Here is a 21,432-nt window from a genome sequence, read left to right on the forward strand (position 1 = left end):
GCTGTTGATCGCCGACAGGCTGGCCTTGACCGCATCCACGGTCTCGGTGATGACGGCTTTCTCGCCGGGCAGGCGTTCGATATCGACGGACAGATCGCCATTGGCATAGCGTTTGATGATCTCCAATGCGGACAGCAGCATCTGGATGTGCGAAGCGACCAGCGCGTTGCTTTCCTTGACCATCACGCCGTAGTCACCGGGGAAGGCGGTCTCGTCCATGCGGTAACTGATCATGCCGGTCTCGTGCTGGCGCGCCATCTCACGCTGCGCGCCGATCACCGACTGCAGCTGCGCCTGCATGCGCTGCATGGACTGCAGCAACATGCCGACTTCGTCGCGACGCGAGGCGTCGATGCGGCGATCGAGCTTGCCGGCGGCGACATCGTCGGCCACGCGCACGGCATCAGCCAGTGGCAGCATGATGGCGCGGATGATGGCCCAGCCCAGTGCGGCGGCCAGCAGCAGTGCAAGACCCAGACCGATCACGATGGCGATCAACGAGCGCTGGTGTGCGCTGCGAGACTCGGCAGTCTGCTTGGTCAGCTGTTCCTGGTTGTACTGCGACATCTGCTTGAGCTGGTCGAACAGGGCGCGGCGCAGCTTGCGCGAGTCACCGCTGGAGATGGCGTTGGCGGTGACGAAGTCATCGACGGCGATCGCGGCGGCGATGCGGTCGTGTGCTTCGAAATAGCCGGCACGCAGCTCTTTCATCTTGTCGTACATCGCCAGCTCGGTGGCGCTGTAGTCGGCTTCGATGTCGTCGTAGGCCTTCTCTGCCGCTTCGATCAGCTTGCGGCTGTCGGCCATGCGCTTGTCGTAGTCGGCCAATTGTTCCGGGTTGCCCTGGTAGTTGAGCTGGGCCTGCTCGAAGGTGCGGTATTCGCCAAGCTGGGCGCGCATTTCACCAAGCTGCTGGACTGCAGGCATCCAGTTGTTGTTGACCTGCTGTATCTGGACGTCGGCCACGTTCATCCGCCACAGCGCAAACAGCGCAAGCAGCAAGGTGAGCAGGCTGGTGCTGCAGAACGCAAGCACCAGCTTTCGCGTGATCGACAGGTTCTGGAACCACTTCATTGCAGACATCTCCGTAGGCGGGCATGGGGGGCTATCCACAGGTCCGGCGTTCCTGTGAAATGTCGTGCGTGCTGCTGGCCGCGACGGCGACCCAGGTTGGTTGACCACCTGATTGCATTGCGATGCGGTATCGGCAACTTTTCGAGCTTCTTGAAGACGTGTTGCAGCAGCGATTCAGCCTGCTGTAACGGGCGAAGGTACGCCACCAATCGCTGCATCCGGCAGCAACGCACGCGCAGCAAAACGCCGCCCACCCAGGTATTGGGCGAGCGGCGTCGGTTGCGTGTTACGGCGCGATCAGGCGGCTTGCTGGGTACGCAGTGAACGTACCAAACCACCAATGTCCACGATCAGCGCAACCCGGCCATCGCCGAGGATGGTGGCGCCGGAGACGCCGCTGATGCGTCGGTAGTTGTTCTCGATGTTCTTGACCACGACCTGCTGCTGGCCGATCAACTCATCCACTTCCAGTGCGATCTTCTGGCCATCGCCTTCGACCACCACGACCAGCGGTTCGGCCTGCGGGTTGTCGGGGTAGCCGTAGTACTCGCCCAGCGACAGGATCGGCAGGTACTCGCCGCGAACGCGCAGTACCCGGCCTTCGCCGGCCATGGTGCGGATGTCGTCGGGCTGCGGTTGCAGTGCCTCCAGCACGTAGGCCAGCGGCAGGATCAGGGTTTCGCCGGCAACCGAGACAGTCATGCCATCGAGGATGGCCAGCGTCAGCGGCAGGCGGATCAGTACGCGGGTACCTGCACCGGTGCGGCTCTCCAGCTGCACTTCGCCACCCAGCGCCTGGATGTTGCGACGGACCACATCCATGCCGACGCCACGACCGGACAGGTCGGTGACCGCATCGGCGGTGGAAAAGCCGGGCTGGAAGATCAGGTCCCAGACCTGGGCGTCGGTGGGGTTGTCCGGCACGCTCAAGCCGCGTTCCAGTGCCTTGGCCAGGATCTTGTCGCGGTTCAGGCCGCGGCCGTCGTCGCTGACTTCAATGACGATGTGGCCACCCTGATGCGATGCGGCCAGGGTAATCGTGCCGGTCTCGTCCTTGCCGGACTCGCGACGCACGTCCGGCATTTCCAGGCCGTGGTCGATGGAGTTGCGGACCAGATGCACCAGGGGATCGGCGATCTTTTCGATCAAGCCCTTGTCCAGCTCGGTACCTTCGCCGATGGTGCGCAGGCGCACCTGCTTGCCGAGGCGGCTGGAGAGGTCGCGGACCAGGCGCGGGAAGCGGCGGAACACGGCATCCACCGGCAGCATACGCACGCCGATGACGGCTTCCTGCAGGTCGCGGGTATTGCGCTCCAGCAGATCCAGGCCAGCCAGCAGTTGTTCGGCGTGGGCCGGATCCAGCCCACCGGAAACCTGCTTGAGCATGGCCTGGGTGATGACCAGTTCGCCAACCAGGTTGATCAGCGCATCGACCTTGTCGACGCTGACCCGGATCGAACTTTCAGCTTCGTGCTGCTGGCCGCTGGCGGGTGCCTTGACGGCGGCCTCGGCGATGTTGGCAACGGCCGCGGCCGGCGCTTCCACTGCAAGGCTGGGGGGAGCGGCCGGACGGATATCCAGCTCGCAATCATCGACCACCCAGGCAAAGGTGTCTTCGATGCGGCTGCGCGGCACTTTGCCAACCAAGCCCAGATCCCAGGCCAGGTAGGCTTCCAGCGGATCGAGCTGGTCGAAGCTGGGCAGGCGCGCCATGCGCGGCTCGACGTGCAGGGAACCCAGGGTTTCCAGCTCGCGGATGATGCGCAGCGGGTCGTTGCCGCTCATGAACAGCGACGGTGCCGGGGCAAAGCCAATCTGCCAGGCGTCCGGGGTTTCTTCCTGTTTGACTGCCGCCACGGCAACCGGTGCCGCGCCCGACAGCACTGCCTGCAAGCGGTCGGTTATCGCCTTGACCGCTGCCGGGTCGGCGGGCTGGCCGTGTTCGACTTCGCGAAGCAATGCGCGCAGGACATCCACTGAACCCAGCATCGCGTCGACCGCGTTGCTTTCGAGTGCGCGCTTGCCCGCGCGCAGCTCATCGAGCAGCGTTTCCAGCACGTGGGTGAGTGCGGCAATGGCGTCGAAGCCAAAGGTGCCGGCGCCGCCCTTGATGGAGTGGGCGGCGCGGAACACCGAATTGATGACTTCAGGGTCGTGCTGGCCGTCTTCCAGTGCCAACAGGCCGGCCTCCATTGCATCCAGCCCTTCGCGGCTTTCTTCGAAGAAGGTGGCGTGGAAACGCTGCAGGTCCATGCTCATTGGCGCGGTATCCGATCGGTGGGGCAGGTGGGCTGATCAGCCCAGGACTTTCTGTACGGTGGCAACCAGCTGTTCTGGATTGAACGGCTTGACCAGCCAACCGGTGGCACCGGCGGCCTTGCCTTCGGATTTCTTGTCGGCGGCCGACTCGGTGGTCAGCATCAGCATCGGCGTGAACTTGTAGTCCGGCAGCTGGCGCAGTTCACGGATCAGCGAGATGCCATCCATGTTCGGCATGTTGACGTCGGTGACCACGGCGTTGAAACGCTGGCCCTTGGCACGCCCCAGGGCGACCGCGCCGTCCTCGGCTTCTTCAACCGAAAAGCCGGCCGAGGTGAGGGCGAAAGAGACCATCTGGCGCATCGACGCCGAGTCGTCCACCACCAAGATTCGTGCGCTCATGCAGCGTTCTCCACAGATTTCGTTGTGTCAGGGGTTGCTTCCAGACCGAGGGTCCGGAGGACACCGAGCAGGCGCGCGGCGTCACGGAAGGTATCGGTAGCGTTGTCAAAGACAGTGGCGTGACCGGCGTGTTGGCGTGCCAGCACGAAAGCGCACAGCACCTGCATCGCGGCGGTGTGCACGCGGCCGACCTGGCCGGCATCCACGCGCAATTCGCCTGCTTGCGGCAGGTGGGTTGCCAGTTGTTGCTTCAAGTCGCTGGTGGACTCGATGCCGAGATCCTGGGCGAGGGCCACAGTGCTCATCGTTGCTCCGAACGAACGTTACTGGGAGAGATAGCGGCGATGCGCTGGCGAACTTTAGGGCTGCGATGCGCTGCAGCAGATAGTGTTAACGGGCGCACGGTTTTGTAGTTTTGCCCCCTCCCTTTCGCGCAGCGAAGGGGAGGGCTGGGGAGGGGTGAGCTCTGCTCACTCCCTTGCGTCGAAGGCGGAGGGGAGGGTTGGGGAGGGGTAGCTTTTGATTAGGTAGAGCCGAGCCATGCTCGGCTGGAGCCTTACCGGTAAAGCCTCTGCCGAGCATGGCTCGGCACCACCGTTGCTTCGTTCCCCTTTGACGCGCAAAACAGAGGAGGCAATCAGCGCAGCAGGCGGGCGGCGTCCAGCAGGATCATCGGTTGCTGGCCGACGCGGGCGATGCCGCGGAACAGTTCGTTGGAGATCTGGCAGATGCGCGCGGTGTCCGGTGGCTCGATCTGCGAGTCGTTGAGGTTGGCGACGTCTTCCACTGCTGATACGCGCAGGCCCAGGGTCTCGCCGTTTTCTTCCAGTACGACGATGCGGGTCTGCGCGTCTTCCGGGGCACTCTGCACGTCGAGATGACGGCACAGGTCCATCACCGGGACGACCTGGCCGCGCAGGTTCATGATCCCGAGCATGGCCGGACCGGTGCCGCGCAGTGCCAGCAGCGGTACCGGGAGGACGACTTCCTGCACCTTCAGCAGCTCCAGTGCATACGTTTGTTGGCCACAGCGCAGGCGCAGCCAGCGCGAGCTGCGCTCGGCGGCGCGGCGTTGCTGTGGACTGCTCGCTGGCCGCTGTGCCTGCGCTTGCAGTTCCTGCCAGGTGCTGGGGCGTGCATCCGACGAAGGCTCTGCCAGGGCGCGGACGTTCGGAGTGCTGCGCGGCGCCGGGACCGGGCTTGCCGGCAAACCTGCGGCGGTCTCAAACGCAGCCTGCAAGCTGGCGCTGTCGCTATGGGCGAGCTTGCGGCTTTCGGCCGGGCCGGTTTCGTAGATCACTTCATCCGGCAGGTCATCCCAGGTAGGAGGACGACCGGCATTGGCGGCGCTGGTGGCCGCCATTGCGTCGTCGAACGCGGCCTGCAAAGCTGCGGTATCGCCGGACGCAATGCTTGCCGGAGCAGGTGCCGGGGCGGCTGAAGGCTTGGCTTGCGCTTCGGCCAGTGCGGCTTCGAACACTGCTTCAAGTTCAGCGCTGTCGCCCGGCACTTCGATCGCCGCCGCTTTGGCAGGCGTTGCGGGTGCGGGGGCTACCGCTGGGGGCACTGCCTCCAGCAGCAGTTCGCCCAGATAGTCGTCGAGTACGTCGCTGCTCATGCGGCGCGCTCCAACTGCGCGGCCTCGTTGAGCAGCAGCCACTCAAGGGCGTGCCGGTAAGCGGCCATGCCGCGCCCTGGGTAATCGTCGCCGAGCACAGGCACGGTCAGGGCGGCGGGATTGCAGATGCGGGTGTCGACCGGAATGGCGTCTTCCCAGACACGCTCGCCGTGACGATCCTGCATCAGCTTCAGGGTTTCATTGCCGGCGCGGGTGCGGCGGTCGAACAGCGTCGGCAGCACCGAGATCGGCAGGGAGCGCTTGCGCGAGCGCTCGACCATCTCACCAGTGCGGACCATGCCGTCCAGGCCGTGCAGGGCCAGCGGCTCGGCCTGGGTCGGGATGATCAGGCGGTCAGCGGCGGCCAGGGCATTGATCATCAGCAACCCCAGCGTCGGTGCGCAATCCAGCAGGATGTAATCGTGCTGCTCGCCGTGCCGAGCGAGCGCCTGCTGCAGGGCAAGGCCCAGACCAGGCTGGTTGGCGCTGCGACGTTCCAGCGTGGCCAGCGAGGCCTGCGCGCACAGATAGTCCAACCCGGGAATATCACTGTGGCGGGCGAGCGCAGCAATCTCATGTGGTGGCGTGGCGAACAGTTCCTGCACGCCCTGTGGCACCGGCTCAACCGGTACGCCGAAGGCGCGGGTCAGCGAGGAGTGGGGGTCCAGGTCGATCAGCAGCACCTTGTGCCCGCGAGCGGCCAGGCCGCGGCCCAGCGACAAAGTGGTGGTGGTTTTGCCGACGCCGCCTTTTTGGTTGGCTATGGCCCAGATGCGCATCATTGGACTCCTTCGATGACCGCCGGTACCGCGCTGCGAATGGCGCCTGCGGCAGAGGTGCCGCCGTTGTCGTCCTCGTCGCTGGTACTGGCTGTGGTGTTACCGGCAGCCGGCAGATCGGCCGCCGCTGCCGAATCGGCGAGGATGATCACCATCACCCGCCGGTTGCGGTTGCGCCCTTCGGGCGCATCGTTGCTCTCGCGTGGACGGAACTGGCCGTAACCGACCATCGCCAGTCGTTGCGGCTGCACGCCATGGTCGGCGAACAGGTGCACCACGCTGGCGGCACGTGCGGCCGACAGTTCCCAGTTGGATGGGAACTGCGCGGTGGCGATCGGCAGGTTGTCGGTGTGGCCTTCGACGCGCACGCCGTTGGGCGCATCCAGCAGCACATCGGCCAGGGTGCCGAGCGTGTCGCGAGCGCTGGCGTCCAGGGCTGCCGAACCAGTGGTGAAGAGGATGTCGCTGTTGATCTCGACCTCGATCCACAGCTCGGTGCGACGCACGGTGATGACGCCCTGCTTGACCAGCGGCGCCAGCGACTGGCTGAGGCGGTCGGCGATCTGGTTGAGCTGGCGCTCGGCGCGCTGCAGCTGTTCCTGATTGTGTGCCGACACAGGCATGCGCATATGCGATGCCATCGATGGCAACTGGGTGGGATCTGCCAGCGCGCCGCCGGTCATGCTCGGCGCACTGATCACCGAAGGCGAATCAAAGCCGCCGCCCTGCAATTGCTTGTTGCCCACCTGCACCTGGCTGATGGTGCGCGGGGCGCCGCCAAAGGCGGTGGTCAGGGCATCGGCCATGACCCGGTACTTGCCTTCGTTCAAGGACGAGATGGCGTACATCACCACGAAAAAAGCGAGCAGCAGCGTCATCAGGTCGGCATAGGGGATGGCCCATGCTTCGTGGTTGGCGTGCTCTTCGTGGTGCTTGCGGCGGGCCATGGGTCAGTTCACGAAGCCGGCCAGGCTGTTCTCGATATTGCGCGGGTTCTCGCCCTGGGCAATGGCGATCAGGCCTTCGATGATCATTTCACGCTCGCGGCAGCTGCTGGCGATCACGCCCTTGAGCTTGGCAGACACCGGCAGGAACAGCAGGTTGGCCGAAGCGATGCCATAGATGGTGGCAGTGAACGCGGCAGCAATGCCGTGGCCGAGCTTGCTAGGGTCGGCAAGGTTCTTCATCACCGCGATCAGGCCGAGCACCGCGCCGATGATGCCCAGGGTGGGGGCATAGATGCCCATGCCTTCGAATACCTTGGTGGCTGCCAGATCCTGTTGCTCCTGGCTGCCAAGTTCGATTTCCAGCATGTGGCGGATGGTGTCCGGCTCGACGCCATCGACCACCAGCTGCAGGCCCTTGCGGATGAACGGATCGTCCTGCAGCTCGACCTGCGGCTCCAGGCCGAGCAGGCCCTGGCGGCGGGCGATGTTGCTCCAGTCGACGATCTGCTGCACCAGTGCCCGACGGTCGCTGGCTGGCGGGCGGATCACCCAGCGCACGATCTTGAAGGCGTGCTTGAACACGGCCGGCGAGGTGTGCAGCAGGATTGCTGCCAGGGTGCCGACGATGACGATCACGAACGCAGCAGGTGACCACAGCGAGGACAGGCCGGCGCCCTTGAGGATGCTGCCACCCACCAGGGAGGCGAGGGCGAGGAAGAGTCCAATGATGCTGAGTCGGTCCATGGTGCGTATATCGGCCTCGTTGTAGCGGTCTTGAATCAGGGCTTTGCTTGAGCCCCTCTCCCGCGCGCGGGAGAGGGGTTGGGGTGAGGGCGCTCTTGGCTTTAAAAGCTAGAAGCGCCCCTCACCCGCCCCGTCTTCGCGGGGCCGCCCTCTCCCGCTTGCGGGAGAGGGGACAGTCAGCATCGCTGGGGCTGTCGGGTTGCGTGATTGCGGGCTTTGCCGAGGGTGTTGCTGCATTGCTTACCCCTGCACTCCACGCAACCCATCTACATCCAGAATGAGCGCCATGCGGCCATCACCAATCAAGGTGGCGCCGGCATAACCGTTGAGGCCGCGCAGTGCACGTGGCAGCGGCTTGATCACCACTTCCTCGCGGCCGCGAACCTGGTCCACCACCAGCCCGAAGCGGGCTTCGCCCATCTGCAGCACGACGATGGTCAGCAGCGTCGACGGTGCAGGGGTGATGCCCAGCCATTGGCGCAGGTCCAGCAGGGCCAGGGTGTGGGACTTGCGGTCCAGCACCGCGCGACCATCGAACCAACCCAGCGAGGTGGCCGGTGCGTGCAGCACTTCCATTACGCGGGCCAGGGGCAGGGCGTAGACGTCCTCGCCAGCCTGCACCAGCAGGGTCGGCAGGATCGCCAGGGTCAGCGGTACGCGGATCAGGAAGCGGCTGCCACGGCCCAGCTCGGACTGGATCTGGATCTGGCCACTGAGTTCGCGGATGCGTGACTGCACCACGTCCATGCCGACGCCACGGCCGGAGATGTCGGTGACTTCCTGCTTGGTCGAGAAACCGGGCAGGAATACCAGGTGCAGGCACTCTTCGCTGCTCAGGCGGGCGGCGGCTTCCGGGTCGAGCAGGCCCTTGTCGCGGGCCTTGGCGCGCAGACGCTCCGGGTCGATGCCGGCGCCATCGTCCTGCACTTCGATGCTGACGTAGTCGCCTTCCTGCTGTGCGGACAGGCGCACCCGGCCCATGCGCGGCTTGCCTTGGGCTTCGCGCAGTTCGGGCGATTCGACGCCATGATCGATGGCGTTGCGGACCAGATGCACCAAGGGATCGGCCAGCGCCTCGACCAGGTTGCGGTCCAGTTCGGTATCGGCGCCGATCAGCTCCAGATCGACTTCCTTCTGCAGTGAGCGGGCGACGTCACGGGCAACCTTGGGGAAGCGCGAGAACACCTTGCCGACCGGTTGCATGCGGGTGCGCATCACCGCCGACTGCAGGCGTGCGGTGGCGATGTCCAGGGTTGAGACTGCACGGTCGAGCTCTTCGTCCTTGAGGCGCATGCGCAAGGTCTTGAGCCGGTTGCGGGCCAGCACCAGTTCGCCGATCAGGTTGACGATGGCGTCCAGCCGCTTGGTGTCCACGCGCACGGTGTGCTCGGGTTCGGCGGCTTTTGCCGCTGCCGGTTTGGCGGCGCCGGCGGCAGCGCGGGGTGCTGCGGTCGGCGGTGCGGCCGGCCTGGGTTTGGCTGGCGCGGTGGGAACGGGCTGGACGGGAACGGCGCCCGGTGCGGCACCGCCGTGCAGCTTGTCCAGCAGGGCTTCGAATTCGTCTTCGTCGATCAGGTCGTCGCCGGACTTTGCCGCAGCGATCGGCTGGGCACCGGGCGTACCGCTGCCGTGCAGTTCGTTGAGCAGGGCTTCGAACTCGTCTTCGCTGATCAGGTCGCTGTCACCCGCAGGCGCAGCGACCGCTTGCACGACTGCGACCACGGGGGCGGCGCCAACATCGAACTGTGCGATAAGCGCAGCAGGTGCATGCTCCGGTTCGGTGCCTGATGACACTGCGTCGAGCATGGCCTGCAGCCAATCCAGCGATTGCTGGGCGGCGTCGAAGTGATGCGCCAGCAGTTCGGCTTTGCCTGCCCGTGCCATGCCCAGGGTTTCTTCGGCGGCGTGGCACAGCTCCACCATCGGATGGATCGCCAGAAAACCGGCGCCACCTTTCAGTGTGTGGAAGCCACGGAACACGGCGTTGAGCTGGTCGCTGTCGTGCGGTGCCTGTTCCAGCGTCACCAGCTGCTCGCCGAGGCGATCCAGGATCTCCTGCGCTTCGATGATGAAGTCAGCGGCGATGTCGTCGGCAAAAGCACTCATGGCTTACAGCCCCAGGTCCGAGAGCAGGTCGTCTGCGTCCACCTGCGACACGGCATGACGGTCCAGGCCATTGACGGCCGGGCCAGCCAGGCCCTGGTTGCGCGCTTCTTCTTCCGGCGGCGGCAGGCCGAGCGCGCCAAAACCTTCATGCACGCGACGGACGATGCCGACCACGCGGCGGATGATCTGCCCGGTCAGGTCCTGGTAGCTCTGGGTCAGCGCTACTTCGGTGAGGTTGTGGCGGATGCGTTCGAGGATCTCGCCCTGTTCGGCATTCAGCCCGTCCGCACGCAGGCGCTCGGTCAGCGCGCGGCATTCTTCGGCCAGATCGAGCGTGCGATGGGTGGCCTGCTCGGTCATCTGCACCACGTGGTCCAGGCGCGCGCAGGCGTCGTCCAGCTCACCGGCTTCGCTGGGCACGCTGGGCAGTTCCCCCAGCGCCTGGCCCAGTTCGCGTGCAAGCCTGCCCAGGCCGGACATCATCGGCTGCGTGCGCAGGGCGGCGAGCGCGTCGATTTCCCGACGCCAGCCAGCCTCATCGCCACTTTCCAATGCTGCCAGTGCGTCCTGCAGGCGCTGCACCAGGGCCGATTTGTCGCTCAATGCTTCCCCGGGCTGGTTCATCAGGCGCTCGCTGCCAGGCGTTCGAAGATCTTGCCGAGCTTCTCTTCCAGGGTCTGCGCGGTGAACGGCTTGATGATGTAGCCGTTCACGCCGCTCTGTGCGGCCTCGATGATCTGCTCGCGCTTGGCCTCGGCGGTAACCATCAGTACCGGCAAGGTCTTGAGCTTGGCATCGTTGCGGATCGCCTTGAGCAGCTCGATGCCGGTCATCACCGGCATGTTCCAGTCGGTGACGACGAAATCGAACGACTGCGTCTGCAGCATCGACAGCGCGGCATGCCCGTCCTCGGCTTCGGCGGTATTGGTGAAGCCCAGATCGCCGAGCAGGTTCTTGACGATGCGGCGCATCGTCGAGAAGTCGTCAACGATCAGGATGCGCATGTTCTTGTTCAAAAGACTTTCCTCTTCATGGTTCTTCGAGCCCGGCGTCGGCCGCCTCGAAAATCTTCAGTCGGCTACGCAGGCGCAGCGTGGCCTGGCCGTGGATCTGACAGACGCGGGATTCGCTCACGCCCAATACCGCGCCGATTTCCTTCAGGTTCAATTCCTGCTCGTAGTACAGCGACAGCACCAGCTGCTCGCGCTCGGGCAACTGGCCGATGGCCTTGCCGAGCTCGGCGCCGAACTGGCTGCGCTCCAATACCTGCTGCGGGTTGGGGCCGCCGGTGCTGGGGGTGTCCAGCTCGCCCTGGTCTTCGATCCGCGACTCCAGGCTCAAGACCTGGCCACGCGAGGCGTCTTCAACCAGTCGCATGTATTCGGGCAACGGCAGCTCCATCGCTTCGGCCACTTCACTGGCGCTGGCCGCACGGCCGCTGCTCTGCTCAAGGCGGCGGATGGTGGCAGCGGCATCGCGGGCGCGGCGGTGCACCGAGCGCGGCACCCAGTCGCCACGGCGGATCTCGTCGATCATCGAGCCGCGGATGCGGATCGAAGCGTAGGTTTCAAACGAAGCGCCCTGTTCGGCGTCATAGCTGCGCGAGGCCTCGATCAGGCCCATCATGCCGGCCTGGATCAGGTCATCGACCTCGACGCTGGCGGGCAGGCGCGCGGCCAGGTGGTGGGCGATGCGGCGTACCAGGTCGGCGTGGCGGGCAATGCAGTCATTGGCCGCGTTGCGCTGGACCTCACGGTATTGGGCGGCTGCATTGTTCATGCCTTCACCTTCTGCTGGATGATGCGTTCCAGGAAGAACTCAACGCCGCCGCGCGGGGCGGTTGGGGCTTGCCAGCGCGCGGTGCGACGGGCGATTTCGTTGATGGCCAGCGAGGCTGGCGCGGAAGGATAGAGCTTGACCACCGGCTGCTGGCGCTGCACCGACAGGCGCAGCCAGTCGTCCTGCGGTACGCAGCCCAGGTAGTTCAGGGAGACATCGATCAGGAACTTCTCGCAGACCCGCACCAGCTTTTCGTACAGGGCGCGGCCTTCGTTCGGGTCGCGCACCATGTTGGCGACGACCTGGATGCGGTCCACGCCGCGCTCGCGCGAGAGTACCTTGATCAATGCGTAGGCATCGGTGATCGAGGCCGGTTCGTCGCAGACCACCACCACGGTGTCCTGGGCGGCCTGGCAGAAGGTCAGCACGCTGTCGGTGATGCCGGCGGCGGTGTCGATGATCATCACATCGAGCTCGCGCTCCAGCTCGGAGAACACATTGACCAGGCCGACGTGTTCGGCCGGCTGCAGCTCGGCCATGTGCCGGCGGCCCGAGGCGGCGGGCACGACCAGCACGCCGTTCGGGCCTTCGATGATGACTTCTTCCAGCGTAGCGCGTCCGGCGACCAGGTCGGCCAGGGTGTGCTTGGGCTGCAGGCCCAGCACCACGTCGATGTTGGCCAGGCCCAGGTCGGCGTCGAGCAGCAGGGTACGTTTGCCCATGCCTGCCAGTGCCACGGCCAGGTTGGCCGAGACATTGGTTTTACCTACACCGCCCTTGCCGCCAGTGACCGCGATGGTGCGTACCGGGCCGGCTGGTTCGTGCCGGGTTGCCGACAGCGGGAAGGTGTTGGTCAGCTTGGCGTACTCACGCGACTGCATTGTTCAACTCCGTGTTGCAGGGCATATCGGCCGCGCGGCGCAAATCTTCAAGGCGGAGTACAAGATTTGCGGCAGAGGCCCGATAAAGGTCTTCCGGGACGTCCTGGCCGTCGGTCACCCAGGTGATCGGCAGGCGGTGATCGACCGCCACCGACAGGGCAGAACCGAAGCGGCCGGTCTCGTCCAGCTTGGTCAGCACCACGCCCTGCGGGTTGGCGGCGCTGAAGCGGCGCACCACTTCGTCCATGTCCTGGAAGGCGGTATTGGCCGGCAGCACCAGCAGGGTGCGGATCTGGCCGGCGGCGCGCAGCCACTGCAGCTGGGCGGTGAGGGCGCGGTCGCGCTGGCCCAGGCCGGCGGTATCGATCAGCACCAGCTTGTAGTCGGCCAGCTTCTGCAGCAGCTGGTTGAGGTCGGTGCCGCTATTGGCCTCGTGCACGGCGATGCCGAGCTGGCGGCCGAAGCCGTACAGCTGCTCGCGGGCGCCGATGCGCTGGGTATCGGTGGTGACCAGGGCCACGTCGCGGGCGGCATGGGCTTCGGCGAAACGCGAGGCCAGCTTGGCGATGGTGGTGGTCTTGCCGGCACCGGTGGGGCCGACCAGGGCGATCACGCCGCCGGTTTCCATCGGGTCGACCGGGGCGATCGGCAGCTTCTTGGAGATCAGCCCCAGCATCAGGCCGCGGGCGCGGCTGGGATCGATGTCGGCCGGGATCTGGGTGGCGACGTCGCGGGCCAGACCTGCGTCGAAGCCGTATTCGTCCATCAGGTCCAGCGCATTGGCGCGCACCGCGCTGCCACGCAGGCGTTCATCGGTGAAGCGGTTCATCTCGCGCTCGATCAGGTGGCGCATGCCGGCCACTTCCTGGCGCAGCTGGCTGAGCTGTTCGTCGTCGCGGGCGATGATCACCGGGGCGCTGGTCACTGCGCTCACCGGGGAGCTGGCCGCAACGGCCGCAGTTTCGGTGGTTTCAACAGCGCGGGTGACCGGCGCTTCCGCTGGCTGCGGGCTAGCGACGGCGGCGATGACTGCTACCGCAGCGACCGGGGCTGCGATTGCCTCGATTGCGGGCGCGACTGCGACGGGTGCCACGGCGACCGGAACAGGGTTGAACACCGGTGCGACAGGAATCGCGGGGATGGCTGCGGCAATGGTCGGCTGCAGCAGCTCCGGCTCGGGCATCGGCGGATCGATGACGAAGCGCGCGCGTTCCATCGGTGCGGGCGGCTCGATGGTGACGGCGGCGATGGCGTCGGCAAAGCTGGCCTGCTGGGTGACCGCGGGTGCGGCGGCCAGCGGCGCGACCGCAGCGGCGCTGCCGACCGGACGGAACGCCGGCACGATCGGCAGTTCGTCGGCGCTGGCCGGCTGGGTGGCAAACAAGGTCTGCGGGGCCGGCGTGCGGGGAGCGACCGGTTCAACCTCGGCCGACTTGAGCAGGCCGGCGAAGCGGCTGCCCGGTGCCAGCTCGATGCTGTTGTCGATGGAGCGACCGGTGGCGCCAACCGCCGAACGTGCCAGGGCGGCGACGGCCGAGGTGGTGGCGGTGACCGGTTCCGGTTCCGGAGCCTTGCGGCGGGTCATCGCGGCCATGATGGCTTCGGCGGCGCTGCGCGGCTTGGCCGGGGCCGGCGGTGCCGGGCGGCTGGCTTCCAGCGCCTGCTTCACTGCGGTCTCGTCGTAGTGCGCGGCAGCCACGATCTCCACGCCTTCCTCGATCCGGCGGTTGGACAGGATCACGGCATCGGGGCCGTGTTCCTTGCGCACGAGGTTCATGGCGGTGCGCATGTCAGCGGCGACGAAACGTTTGATCTTCATGCTTTGGTACCGGGAGTGAGGCTGCGGCGAAGGAGTGGCGTTGGCGATGTCGAACATGGCGTGGCGGGCTCCTTCTTGCGGAATGGGTGCGGTGCAGCAGGTGTCTGGTTTCCGTCACCGGCATTGCTGACGGTGTCGGTTTTCGGGCTGCCTCAGCTGATCGTGCCGACCAGCTTCAGGCGTTTGTCTTCCGGCACTTCGCTGTAGGCCAGGACCGACAGCGAGGGAACGCTGTGGCGGACCAGGCGCGCCAGCGCGGCGCGGACCGGGGCCGGTACCAGCACTACAGCCGGCTCGTTGCGGGCCTCCTGCTTGCCGACGCAGTCGGCAAGGCTTTGGTGGAGGCGTTCGGCGAGACCAGGTTCCAGTGCGGCGCCATTGCCTTGTGTTGACTCCTGCAAGACGCGTTCCAATTGCGGGTTGAGGGTGAAGACCGGCAGCTCCGGCGAGGAGCCGGCGATTTCCTGCACGATGAAGCGGCCCAGCGCACCGCGTACCGAGGCGGTAAGCGCGGCGGGGTCCTGGGTGACCGGTGCGGCTTCGACCAGCGCTTCGGCGATCTTGCGCAGCTGGCGGATCGGGATGCGCTCGATCAGCAGGTTCTGCAGCACCCGGGCCACGGTGGACAGCGGCAGCGCCTTGGGCGAGAGGTCTTCGGCCAGCTTGGGTGCGCTCTTGGCCAGGGTCGCCAGCAGCTGCTGGACTTCTTCATGGCCGAGCAGTTCCGGCGCGTGCTCGCGGATCAGGTGCGACAGGTGGGTGGCGACCACGGTGGCGGGATCGACCACGGTGTAACCCAGCGACTCGGCATGGGCGCGCTGATGCGGTTGGATCCAGGTGGCGTCCAGGCCGAACGCCGGGTCCTTGCCGGCAATGCCTTCCAGCGTGCCCATGGCGCTGCCCGGGTCCAACGCCAGTTCGCGGTCCGGATGGATGTCGGCCGTGCTGACCGGCACGCCGTGGATCAGCAGGCGGTAATGCGTGGCCGGCAGCTCCAGGTTGTCGCGGATATGGACCGGCGGAATCAGGAAGCCCAGGTCCTGGGTGAGCTTGCGGCGCACGCCCTTGATGCGTGTCATCAACTCGCCGCCCTGGGCCTTGTCGACCAGCGGAATCAGCCGGTAGCCGACTTCCAGGCCCAGTGGATCGACCGGGCGCAGTTCGTCCCAGGTCAGTTCAGCGGTAGGGGCGGGTTGCGGCTGGCCGAGGGCGTTCAAGCCACCTTCGTTGGCCGTGGTGTCGTTGGCGGAGGTCTTGGCGGCAGCACTGGTCTCGCGTTTCCACAATTTCCAGGCGATGAAGCCGAGGATGGCGGCCAGGCTGAGGAAGGCCAGGTTCGGCATGCCCGGTACCAGGCCGACCAGGCCGATGATGCCGGCGGTGATGGCCAGGGCACGGTACTGGCCGAACACCTGGCCCATCATCGCTTCGCTCATGTCCTGCGAGCGCGAGGCGCGGGTGACCAGCATGGCCACGGCGCTGGAAACCAGCAATGCCGGCAGCTGCGCCACCAGGCCGTCACCGATCGACAGCAGCGTATAGGTGGCCGCTGCGTCGCCGAACGGCATGCCGTGCTGCAGTACACCCACGGCCAGGCCGCCGAGCATGTTGATGAAAAGGATCAGGATGCCGGCGATGGCGTCGCCGCGGATGAATTTGCTGGCGCCGTCCATTGCGCCGTAGAAGTCGGCTTCCTCGCGGACTTCTTCACGGCGGACCTTGGCTTCCTCGCGTGTCAGCAAACCGGCGTTGAGGTCGGCGTCGATCGCCATCTGCTTGCCGGGCATGGCGTCCAGGATGAAGCGCGCGGTCACTTCCGACACGCGTCCGGCACCCTTGGTGATGACCACGAAGTTGATGATGGTCAGGATCGCGAACACCACGATGCCGACGGCGTAGTTGCCGCCGATGACGAATTCACCGAACGCTGCGATCACCTTGCCGGCGGCTTCGTGGCCGTCCTGGCCATTGAGCAGGATGACGCGGGTGGAGGCTACGTTCAGCGCCAACCGCAGCATGGTGGTGACCAAAAGCACGATCGGGAAGATGGTGAAGTCCAGCGGTCGCTTCACGTACACGACGGCCAGCAGCACCAGCATGGAGATGGCGATGTTCAGGGTGAACAGGGCATCCAGCACCGGCGCGGCCAGCGGCACCACCACCATTGCCAGCAGGGCCAGCACGATCAATGGCGCGCCAAGCCCGTGGCGCAGCATGTCCAGCACGCGGCGTGCGGAGAAACCCGAGGTCTGGGCGTTCATCGGGTGCCTCCCTTGCCGAACTCGTCAATATCGATGGGTGCCATCTGCGGCATCGGGCCCGTGCGCCATTGGCGCAGCTGGTAGACGTAGGACAGGACCAGGGCAACAGCCGAATACAGTCTCACGGGGATTTCCTTGCCGAGTTGGCTTTCCCGATACAAGGCGCGTGCCAAAGGCGGTGACGAGACGACGGCGACCTTGTTGCCGTCGGCTACCTGGCGGATGCGCAGGGCCAGTTCGTCGACGCCGCGGGCGACCACGGTGGGGGCGCTCATGCGTCCGCTCTCGTACTTCAGGGCGACCGCATAGTGGGTGGGGTTGACCAGCACCACGTCGGCGGTGGGCACGGCTTCCATCATCCGCCGCTGTGACAGCTGCATCTGCATCTGCCGGATGCGACCCTTGACCTCAGGGCTGCCCTCGCTTTCCTTCATCTCACGGCGCAGCTCCTCGCGGGTCATCTTCAGCTTCCGCAGCCAGTTCCACTTCTGGTAGGGCGCGTCGATGGCGGCGAGCAGGGCCATGGCACCCGCGGTGGCCAGCAGCAGCTTGAGGGTGAAGCCCAGGCCGCGGCCAATGGCGCTCTCCAGTGGCAGGTGCAGCAGCCCGCGCAGGCCGTCGGCACCTTGCCAGATGCACAGGCCGGCGGCCGTGCCGACGAAGGCCACGCGCAGCATCGATTTGACCAGCTCGGCCAATGCTTCGGCGCCGACCAGGCGCTTGATCCCGGTCAGCGGGTTCATGCGCTTGAGATCGGGCATCAGCGCTTTGTTGGAGAACTGCAGCCCGCCCATCAAGGCCGGGGCAATCATGCCGGCCGCCAGGCACACCACGATCAGTGGACTGAAGGCCAGCATCAGCTTGAGCAGCATCCAGCCGGCGTGGCCGAACAGGGCGTTCGGGGTGTTGAGCAGCCCGACCTCAGGCGACAGCGCAGCCTTCATCCACTGCCGGGCCGAGTTGCCCATTGAGCCGGCCATGGCGTACAGCGCCAGCACGGCGGCGACGAACACCGCGGCGGTCGCCAGCTCGCGCGAGCGCGGGATATTGCCTTGCTCGCGGGCCTCGCGCAGGCGTTTTTCGGTGGGGAGTTCGGTTTTTTCCCCGGCCTGTTCGTTCTCGGACATTGCATGGCATGGAAGGAGGGTTCTTCCATGGCCGTGCAAAAATCATTCCAAAATGGGCTTTGGTAGTGCCGAGCCATGCTCGGCTGGGGCATTACAAGCAATCCCACTGTAGTGCCGGGCCATGCTCGGCAAGGGCTCTACCGGTAAATCCCCATGCCGAGCATGGCTCGGCACTACAGGTTTGGGTTCATGGGTAATGCCTCTGCCGAGCATGGCTCGGCACTACGGGGCTACTCCTGGCTGGTGTTGAACGAAGCCAGCCGTGCTTCCAGGGCCGCATGCTGGGCGTCGCCGCCGTGCAGGCGCATGAAGTTCTCCGCACTGACCGGGCGGCCGAGCAGGTAGCCCTGCAGGTGATCGCAGCCAAGCCGTTCCACATAGGAGCGTTGCCCCTGGGTCTCGATGCCCTCGGCGACGATCTCCATGTTCAGCGCGTGCCCAAGGGCGACAATCGCCGAGACGATCACCACGTCTTCGTCGCTTTCTTCCAACGCCAGCACGAAGGCGCGGTCGATCTTGATTTCGGTGGCGGGCAAGCGCTTCAGGTGCAGCAGGCTGGACACGCCGATGCCGAAATCATCGATGGAGATGCCGACGCCGAGCGCGGCGACGCTGCGCAGCACCGCGATGGCATTGTCGGTGTCGCGCATCACCGCGCCTTCGCTGATCTCCAGAATCAGGCGCGAGGGCTCAAGATCGTTGCGTTCCAGCGCGTTGCGCACATCCTCGATCAGCTTCGGCGAGCCCAGCTGGCGCCCCGACAGGTTGACCGCCACCCGCCACTCGCTGTTGCCGGCATCCTGCCAGCAACGCATCTGCCGGCAGGCTTCGTCCAGCACCCAGTTGCCGATCACATCCATCAGGCCGCTCTGTTCGGTCAGCCGGATGATGCGCTCGGCCGGCACATAGCCGTGTTCTGGATGACGCCAGCGGATAAGCGCTTCGGCACCGCTGATGCGGCCGCTGTTGGCGTGCACGCGCGGCTGGTAGTGCAGTGACAGCTGCGGCGTGCCCAGGGCCTTGCGCAGGTCTTCCAGCAGACGCCGGTCCTGCTCGACGTTGTCGTTCATCCAATCGGCGAACACCGCATGCGTGTTGCGCCCGGATTGCCTGGCATAGGCCATGGCGGTCTCGGCCATGGCGATCAGCTGCGCGGCGGTTTTGCCGACCTGCGGGTGCTCGACGATGCCCAGGCTGGCGGTGATGCGCAGCTCACGCCCACCAACGCGCACGGAATTGACCGCCATCATGATGCGGTCGGCCAGCGAGTCCAGCTCCTCGGCATGCCTGAGTTGGGTGGCGATGACGAACTGGTCGCCACCAAGGCGGCCGACCAGGTCATCGGCTGGGAGCAGCTGACGCAGGCGTTCGCCGATGTCGACCAGGGCGGCATCGCCGGTCTGCGAGCCAAATGCGCCATTGATATGGCGAAAGCCATCCAGGTCAATGGACATCACCACGAACGGTTGTTTGCCCTGCAACAGTTGTTCGATGCGCTCATGCGAGAGCTGGCGGTTGGGCAGGCGGGTCAGCGAGTCGTGCTGGCTGGCATGGAACAGTTCCTTGCGGGCATCGTCCAGCGACGCTGCCAGCATCGAATTGCGCAGATGCAGCAAGCGCGCCTGCATGCGCTGCTCGAACAGGGAAATGGTCAGTACCACGCCCATCACGCCAACGGTCAGCAGCACCACGCAGGCAGCCAGCCATTCGGTGGGAACGCCGCCGGTGGTGGCCGCGGTGCAGACGGAATTGGCGGGGAAGCGTGCCGCCGCCATGCCGGTGTAGTGCATGCCGACGATGGCCAGGCCCATCACCGCGGCCGCGATCAGGCGCGGTGGCAACGCATGTTCGACCGTGCGCAGGCGGAAGGCGATATACAAGGCGCTCCATGAAGCAGCCACCGCGATCACGATCGAAAGCACGAACCAGACCCGGTCGTAGTCGATCTCCGGGGTCATCTTCAGCGCCGACATGCCGACGTAGTGCATCCAGGCGATGCCCAGGCCCATCAACAATGCGCCCAGTGCAAGGCGCAGGTGCGGCAGGGTGGGGCGCGACACCAGCCACAGGGCGAAGATCGAGGCGGCGACCGCTACCAGCAGTGACTCCACGGTCAGCCACAGGTCGTAGCCCAGCGGGATGGGCAGGCGGAACGCCAGCATGCCGACGAAGTGCATCGACCAGATGCCCGCCCCCATGGCAACACCGCCGGCCAGCAGCCAGCGGGCGGCGGCGCGACGTGGTTGCGAGGCGGATACCCGTGAGGCCATGTCCAGCGCCGTGAACGAGGCGAGGATTGCCACCAGGATCGACAGCACGACAAACAACGGGTTGTAGCTGCCAACGAGCATCAAACCTCTCCCTAAGGTTGTCGCGCCGCGGTCGCGGAAGCGAGATGTCGTACGCGGTTCCGCATTCCCCTGCGGCCCGTGCTGTACCCCGGACTATCCACCGGTATAGGGGAACCGGCAAGAGGGCCTTCAGGCAATGTGAAATCCAAAAACGTGAGCTGTGTAGGGCGTCACATTGTTACTTGCCGCGCCGTATCAAAGGCGGTGTCGAACAGGCGCTGTACCGGCGGCCCCATTTCCCCGGCCAGCAGGGTGAGCAGTGACAGGCCAATCAGCAGGGCAACCGGCAGGCCCAGCTGCATGGGGTTGAGTGCCGGTGCCGCACGGGAAAGGACGCCAAAGACCAGATTGATCGCCAGCATCGCCACCACCAACGGCAGCGCCAGTGACAGCGCACCCCGGAAGATCTGCAGGGCAAGGGTCGGCGCCAGCGTGGCGACCGCATGCGGATCGGGCAGGGCGGTGCCGATGGGCAGTGCCTTGTAGCTGTCCACCAGCAATGAGATCAGTGCCAGATGACCATTGCTGGTGAAAAACAGCAGGCCGAACATCAGGTAGAACCATTGCCCGATCACGCCGGAGCTGCCGCCGCGCATCGGGTCGGCCATCTGCGCGAAGGCCAGGCCGGTGCTCTGCGCGATCATTTCGCCGGCCATGGCGCCGGCTTCGAAGATCAGCCGCAGCAGGAAGCCGATGCTGACCCCCACGGCTACCTCGCGCAGGATGCTGAGCACGGTCATCGAGTCAAAGCCGTTGAAGATCGGCACCGGCGGCAGGACCGGCGACAGTGCCACGGACAGTGCCACCGCCAGCAGCGCCCGCACCCGCGCCGGTACCGCACGGGTGCCGATCATCGGCATGGCCATCAGCATCGCGCCGATGCGCAGCATGATCCACAGGGTATTGCCGATGATGGCAAAGGCCTGCTGGCCGTCGATGACTGTCTGGGTGACCGAGTCCATCGCGCTAACCGATCAGGTGTGGAATGCGCTGGAACAACATGACGGTGAACTCGACCAGGTGACCCAGCAGCAGGCTGCCCAGCGCAAACAGCGCCGCGGTCAGGGCCGCGGCCTTGGCGACAAAGGCGATGGTCGGCTCGTTGATCTGGGTAGCGGCCTGGATGACGCCGACCACCACGCCGACGACCAGCACGACAAGTAGCAAGGGGCCGGCGATCCACAAGGTGGCAACCAGGCCGCCGCGGAGTTCGGTGAGGGCAAGTTCGGGACTCATGCCGGTGCAGATGCAAGAGCGGTGCCACTGCGTTAGCGGCGGGTTTTTG

General features: G+C 65.8%; 19 protein-coding genes. All 19 read right to left on the reverse strand.

The window, feature by feature from the left end; translation table 11 throughout:
- The coding region (locus AC1VWL_RS00005; RefSeq protein ID WP_482985307.1) for an MCP four helix bundle domain-containing protein at window positions 1-1,074 on the reverse strand (1,074 nt) is incomplete at its 3' end.
- A 297-nt stretch (window positions 1,075-1,371) separates the two neighbouring features.
- Window positions 1,372-3,333 (reverse strand): chemotaxis protein CheA, encoded by a 1,962-nt coding sequence (locus tag AC1VWL_RS00010; protein ID WP_482985308.1) that lies wholly within the window; start codon window positions 3,331-3,333, stop codon window positions 1,372-1,374.
- 36 nt (window positions 3,334-3,369) lie between these two features.
- On the reverse strand, window positions 3,370-3,735 hold the full coding sequence (locus AC1VWL_RS00015; protein ID WP_038688521.1) for a response regulator: 366 nt from the start codon (window positions 3,733-3,735) through the stop codon (window positions 3,370-3,372).
- Window positions 3,732-4,040: an STAS domain-containing protein gene (locus AC1VWL_RS00020; RefSeq protein WP_282272997.1), complete on the reverse strand. Its 309-nt coding sequence runs from the start codon at window positions 4,038-4,040 to the stop codon at window positions 3,732-3,734. The genes AC1VWL_RS00015 and AC1VWL_RS00020 overlap by 4 nt, the downstream gene beginning before the upstream one ends.
- A 332-nt stretch (window positions 4,041-4,372) precedes the next feature.
- Window positions 4,373-5,353 (reverse strand): chemotaxis protein CheW, encoded by a 981-nt coding sequence (locus AC1VWL_RS00025; protein WP_482985309.1) that lies wholly within the window; start codon window positions 5,351-5,353, stop codon window positions 4,373-4,375.
- The gene (locus AC1VWL_RS00030; protein WP_482985310.1) at window positions 5,350-6,132 is read right to left on the reverse strand and encodes a ParA family protein; all 783 of its coding nucleotides are present in this window, start codon (window positions 6,130-6,132) and stop codon (window positions 5,350-5,352) included. The genes AC1VWL_RS00025 and AC1VWL_RS00030 overlap by 4 nt, the downstream gene beginning before the upstream one ends.
- The gene (gene motD, locus AC1VWL_RS00035; protein WP_482985311.1) at window positions 6,132-7,079 is read right to left on the reverse strand and encodes a flagellar motor protein MotD; all 948 of its coding nucleotides are present in this window, start codon (window positions 7,077-7,079) and stop codon (window positions 6,132-6,134) included. The genes AC1VWL_RS00030 and motD overlap by 1 nt, the downstream gene beginning before the upstream one ends.
- A gap of 3 nt (window positions 7,080-7,082) precedes the next feature.
- Entirely contained in the window at window positions 7,083-7,823 is a 741-nt protein-coding gene (locus AC1VWL_RS00040) for a flagellar motor protein (RefSeq protein WP_296250550.1), read from the reverse strand.
- A gap of 240 nt (window positions 7,824-8,063) precedes the next feature.
- Window positions 8,064-9,929, reverse strand: coding sequence for a chemotaxis protein CheA (locus AC1VWL_RS00045; protein WP_482985312.1), 1,866 nt, complete (start codon window positions 9,927-9,929; stop codon window positions 8,064-8,066).
- 3 nt (window positions 9,930-9,932) lie between these two features.
- Window positions 9,933-10,553, reverse strand: a complete 621-nt coding sequence (locus AC1VWL_RS00050; protein WP_282271265.1) for a protein phosphatase CheZ — start codon at window positions 10,551-10,553, stop codon at window positions 9,933-9,935.
- A complete protein-coding gene (gene cheY, locus AC1VWL_RS00055) occupies window positions 10,553-10,945 on the reverse strand; it encodes a chemotaxis response regulator CheY (RefSeq protein ID WP_282271267.1) in 393 nt (130 codons plus the stop codon). The genes AC1VWL_RS00050 and cheY overlap by 1 nt, the downstream gene beginning before the upstream one ends.
- A 13-nt stretch (window positions 10,946-10,958) precedes the next feature.
- Complete coding sequence (locus tag AC1VWL_RS00060; protein ID WP_481510679.1) at window positions 10,959-11,708, reverse strand: RNA polymerase sigma factor FliA; 750 nt, start codon at window positions 11,706-11,708, stop codon at window positions 10,959-10,961.
- Window positions 11,705-12,589, reverse strand: a complete 885-nt coding sequence (locus AC1VWL_RS00065) for a MinD/ParA family ATP-binding protein (protein ID WP_282271271.1) — start codon at window positions 12,587-12,589, stop codon at window positions 11,705-11,707. The genes AC1VWL_RS00060 and AC1VWL_RS00065 overlap by 4 nt, the downstream gene beginning before the upstream one ends.
- Complete coding sequence (gene flhF / locus AC1VWL_RS00070) at window positions 12,576-14,408, reverse strand: flagellar biosynthesis GTPase FlhF (RefSeq protein ID WP_482985313.1); 1,833 nt, start codon at window positions 14,406-14,408, stop codon at window positions 12,576-12,578. The genes AC1VWL_RS00065 and flhF overlap by 14 nt, the downstream gene beginning before the upstream one ends.
- A gap of 152 nt (window positions 14,409-14,560) precedes the next feature.
- The gene (gene flhA / locus AC1VWL_RS00075) at window positions 14,561-16,669 is read right to left on the reverse strand and encodes a flagellar biosynthesis protein FlhA (protein WP_482985314.1); all 2,109 of its coding nucleotides are present in this window, start codon (window positions 16,667-16,669) and stop codon (window positions 14,561-14,563) included.
- Complete coding sequence (flhB, locus tag AC1VWL_RS00080) at window positions 16,666-17,796, reverse strand: flagellar biosynthesis protein FlhB (RefSeq protein ID WP_482985315.1); 1,131 nt, start codon at window positions 17,794-17,796, stop codon at window positions 16,666-16,668. Before flhB ends, flhA begins: the two co-directional genes overlap by 4 nt.
- Window positions 17,797-18,026: 230 nt before the next feature.
- Window positions 18,027-20,147: a putative bifunctional diguanylate cyclase/phosphodiesterase gene (locus AC1VWL_RS00085; protein WP_482985316.1), complete on the reverse strand. Its 2,121-nt coding sequence runs from the start codon at window positions 20,145-20,147 to the stop codon at window positions 18,027-18,029.
- Between the two features lie 170 nt (window positions 20,148-20,317).
- Window positions 20,318-21,109, reverse strand: a complete 792-nt coding sequence (gene fliR, locus AC1VWL_RS00090; RefSeq protein ID WP_296250570.1) for a flagellar biosynthetic protein FliR — start codon at window positions 21,107-21,109, stop codon at window positions 20,318-20,320.
- Between the two features lie 4 nt (window positions 21,110-21,113).
- Window positions 21,114-21,383 carry a flagellar biosynthetic protein FliQ gene (locus AC1VWL_RS00095; RefSeq protein ID WP_282269983.1) on the reverse strand — a complete coding sequence of 90 codons (270 nt, stop codon included), beginning with the start codon at window positions 21,381-21,383 and terminating at the stop codon, window positions 21,114-21,116.
- Between the last annotated feature and the right edge of the window lie 49 nt (window positions 21,384-21,432).

Source organism: Stenotrophomonas sp. STEN063 (assembly GCF_056854515.1).

Coding starts and splice junctions, on each gene's coding strand:
- AC1VWL_RS00010 (WP_482985308.1), bottom strand. CDS start 3,333: ATGAGCATGGACCTGCAGCGTTTCCACGCCACCTTCTTCGAAGAAAGC.
- AC1VWL_RS00015 (WP_038688521.1), bottom strand. CDS start 3,735: ATGAGCGCACGAATCTTGGTGGTGGACGACTCGGCGTCGATGCGCCAG.
- AC1VWL_RS00020 (WP_282272997.1), bottom strand. CDS start 4,040: ATGAGCACTGTGGCCCTCGCCCAGGATCTCGGCATCGAGTCCACCAGC.
- AC1VWL_RS00025 (WP_482985309.1), bottom strand. CDS start 5,353: ATGAGCAGCGACGTACTCGACGACTATCTGGGCGAACTGCTGCTGGAG.
- AC1VWL_RS00030 (WP_482985310.1), bottom strand. CDS start 6,132: ATGCGCATCTGGGCCATAGCCAACCAAAAAGGCGGCGTCGGCAAAACC.
- motD (WP_482985311.1), bottom strand. CDS start 7,079: ATGGCCCGCCGCAAGCACCACGAAGAGCACGCCAACCACGAAGCATGG.
- AC1VWL_RS00040 (WP_296250550.1), bottom strand. CDS start 7,823: ATGGACCGACTCAGCATCATTGGACTCTTCCTCGCCCTCGCCTCCCTG.
- AC1VWL_RS00045 (WP_482985312.1), bottom strand. CDS start 9,929: ATGAGTGCTTTTGCCGACGACATCGCCGCTGACTTCATCATCGAAGCG.
- AC1VWL_RS00050 (WP_282271265.1), bottom strand. CDS start 10,553: ATGAACCAGCCCGGGGAAGCATTGAGCGACAAATCGGCCCTGGTGCAG.
- AC1VWL_RS00060 (WP_481510679.1), bottom strand. CDS start 11,708: ATGAACAATGCAGCCGCCCAATACCGTGAGGTCCAGCGCAACGCGGCC.
- AC1VWL_RS00065 (WP_282271271.1), bottom strand. CDS start 12,589: ATGCAGTCGCGTGAGTACGCCAAGCTGACCAACACCTTCCCGCTGTCG.
- flhF (WP_482985313.1), bottom strand. CDS start 14,408: ATGAAGATCAAACGTTTCGTCGCCGCTGACATGCGCACCGCCATGAAC.
- flhA (WP_482985314.1), bottom strand. CDS start 16,669: ATGAACGCCCAGACCTCGGGTTTCTCCGCACGCCGCGTGCTGGACATG.
- flhB (WP_482985315.1), bottom strand. CDS start 17,796: ATGTCCGAGAACGAACAGGCCGGGGAAAAAACCGAACTCCCCACCGAA.
- AC1VWL_RS00085 (WP_482985316.1), bottom strand. CDS start 20,147: ATGCTCGTTGGCAGCTACAACCCGTTGTTTGTCGTGCTGTCGATCCTG.
- fliR (WP_296250570.1), bottom strand. CDS start 21,109: ATGGACTCGGTCACCCAGACAGTCATCGACGGCCAGCAGGCCTTTGCC.
- AC1VWL_RS00095 (WP_282269983.1), bottom strand. CDS start 21,383: ATGAGTCCCGAACTTGCCCTCACCGAACTCCGCGGCGGCCTGGTTGCC.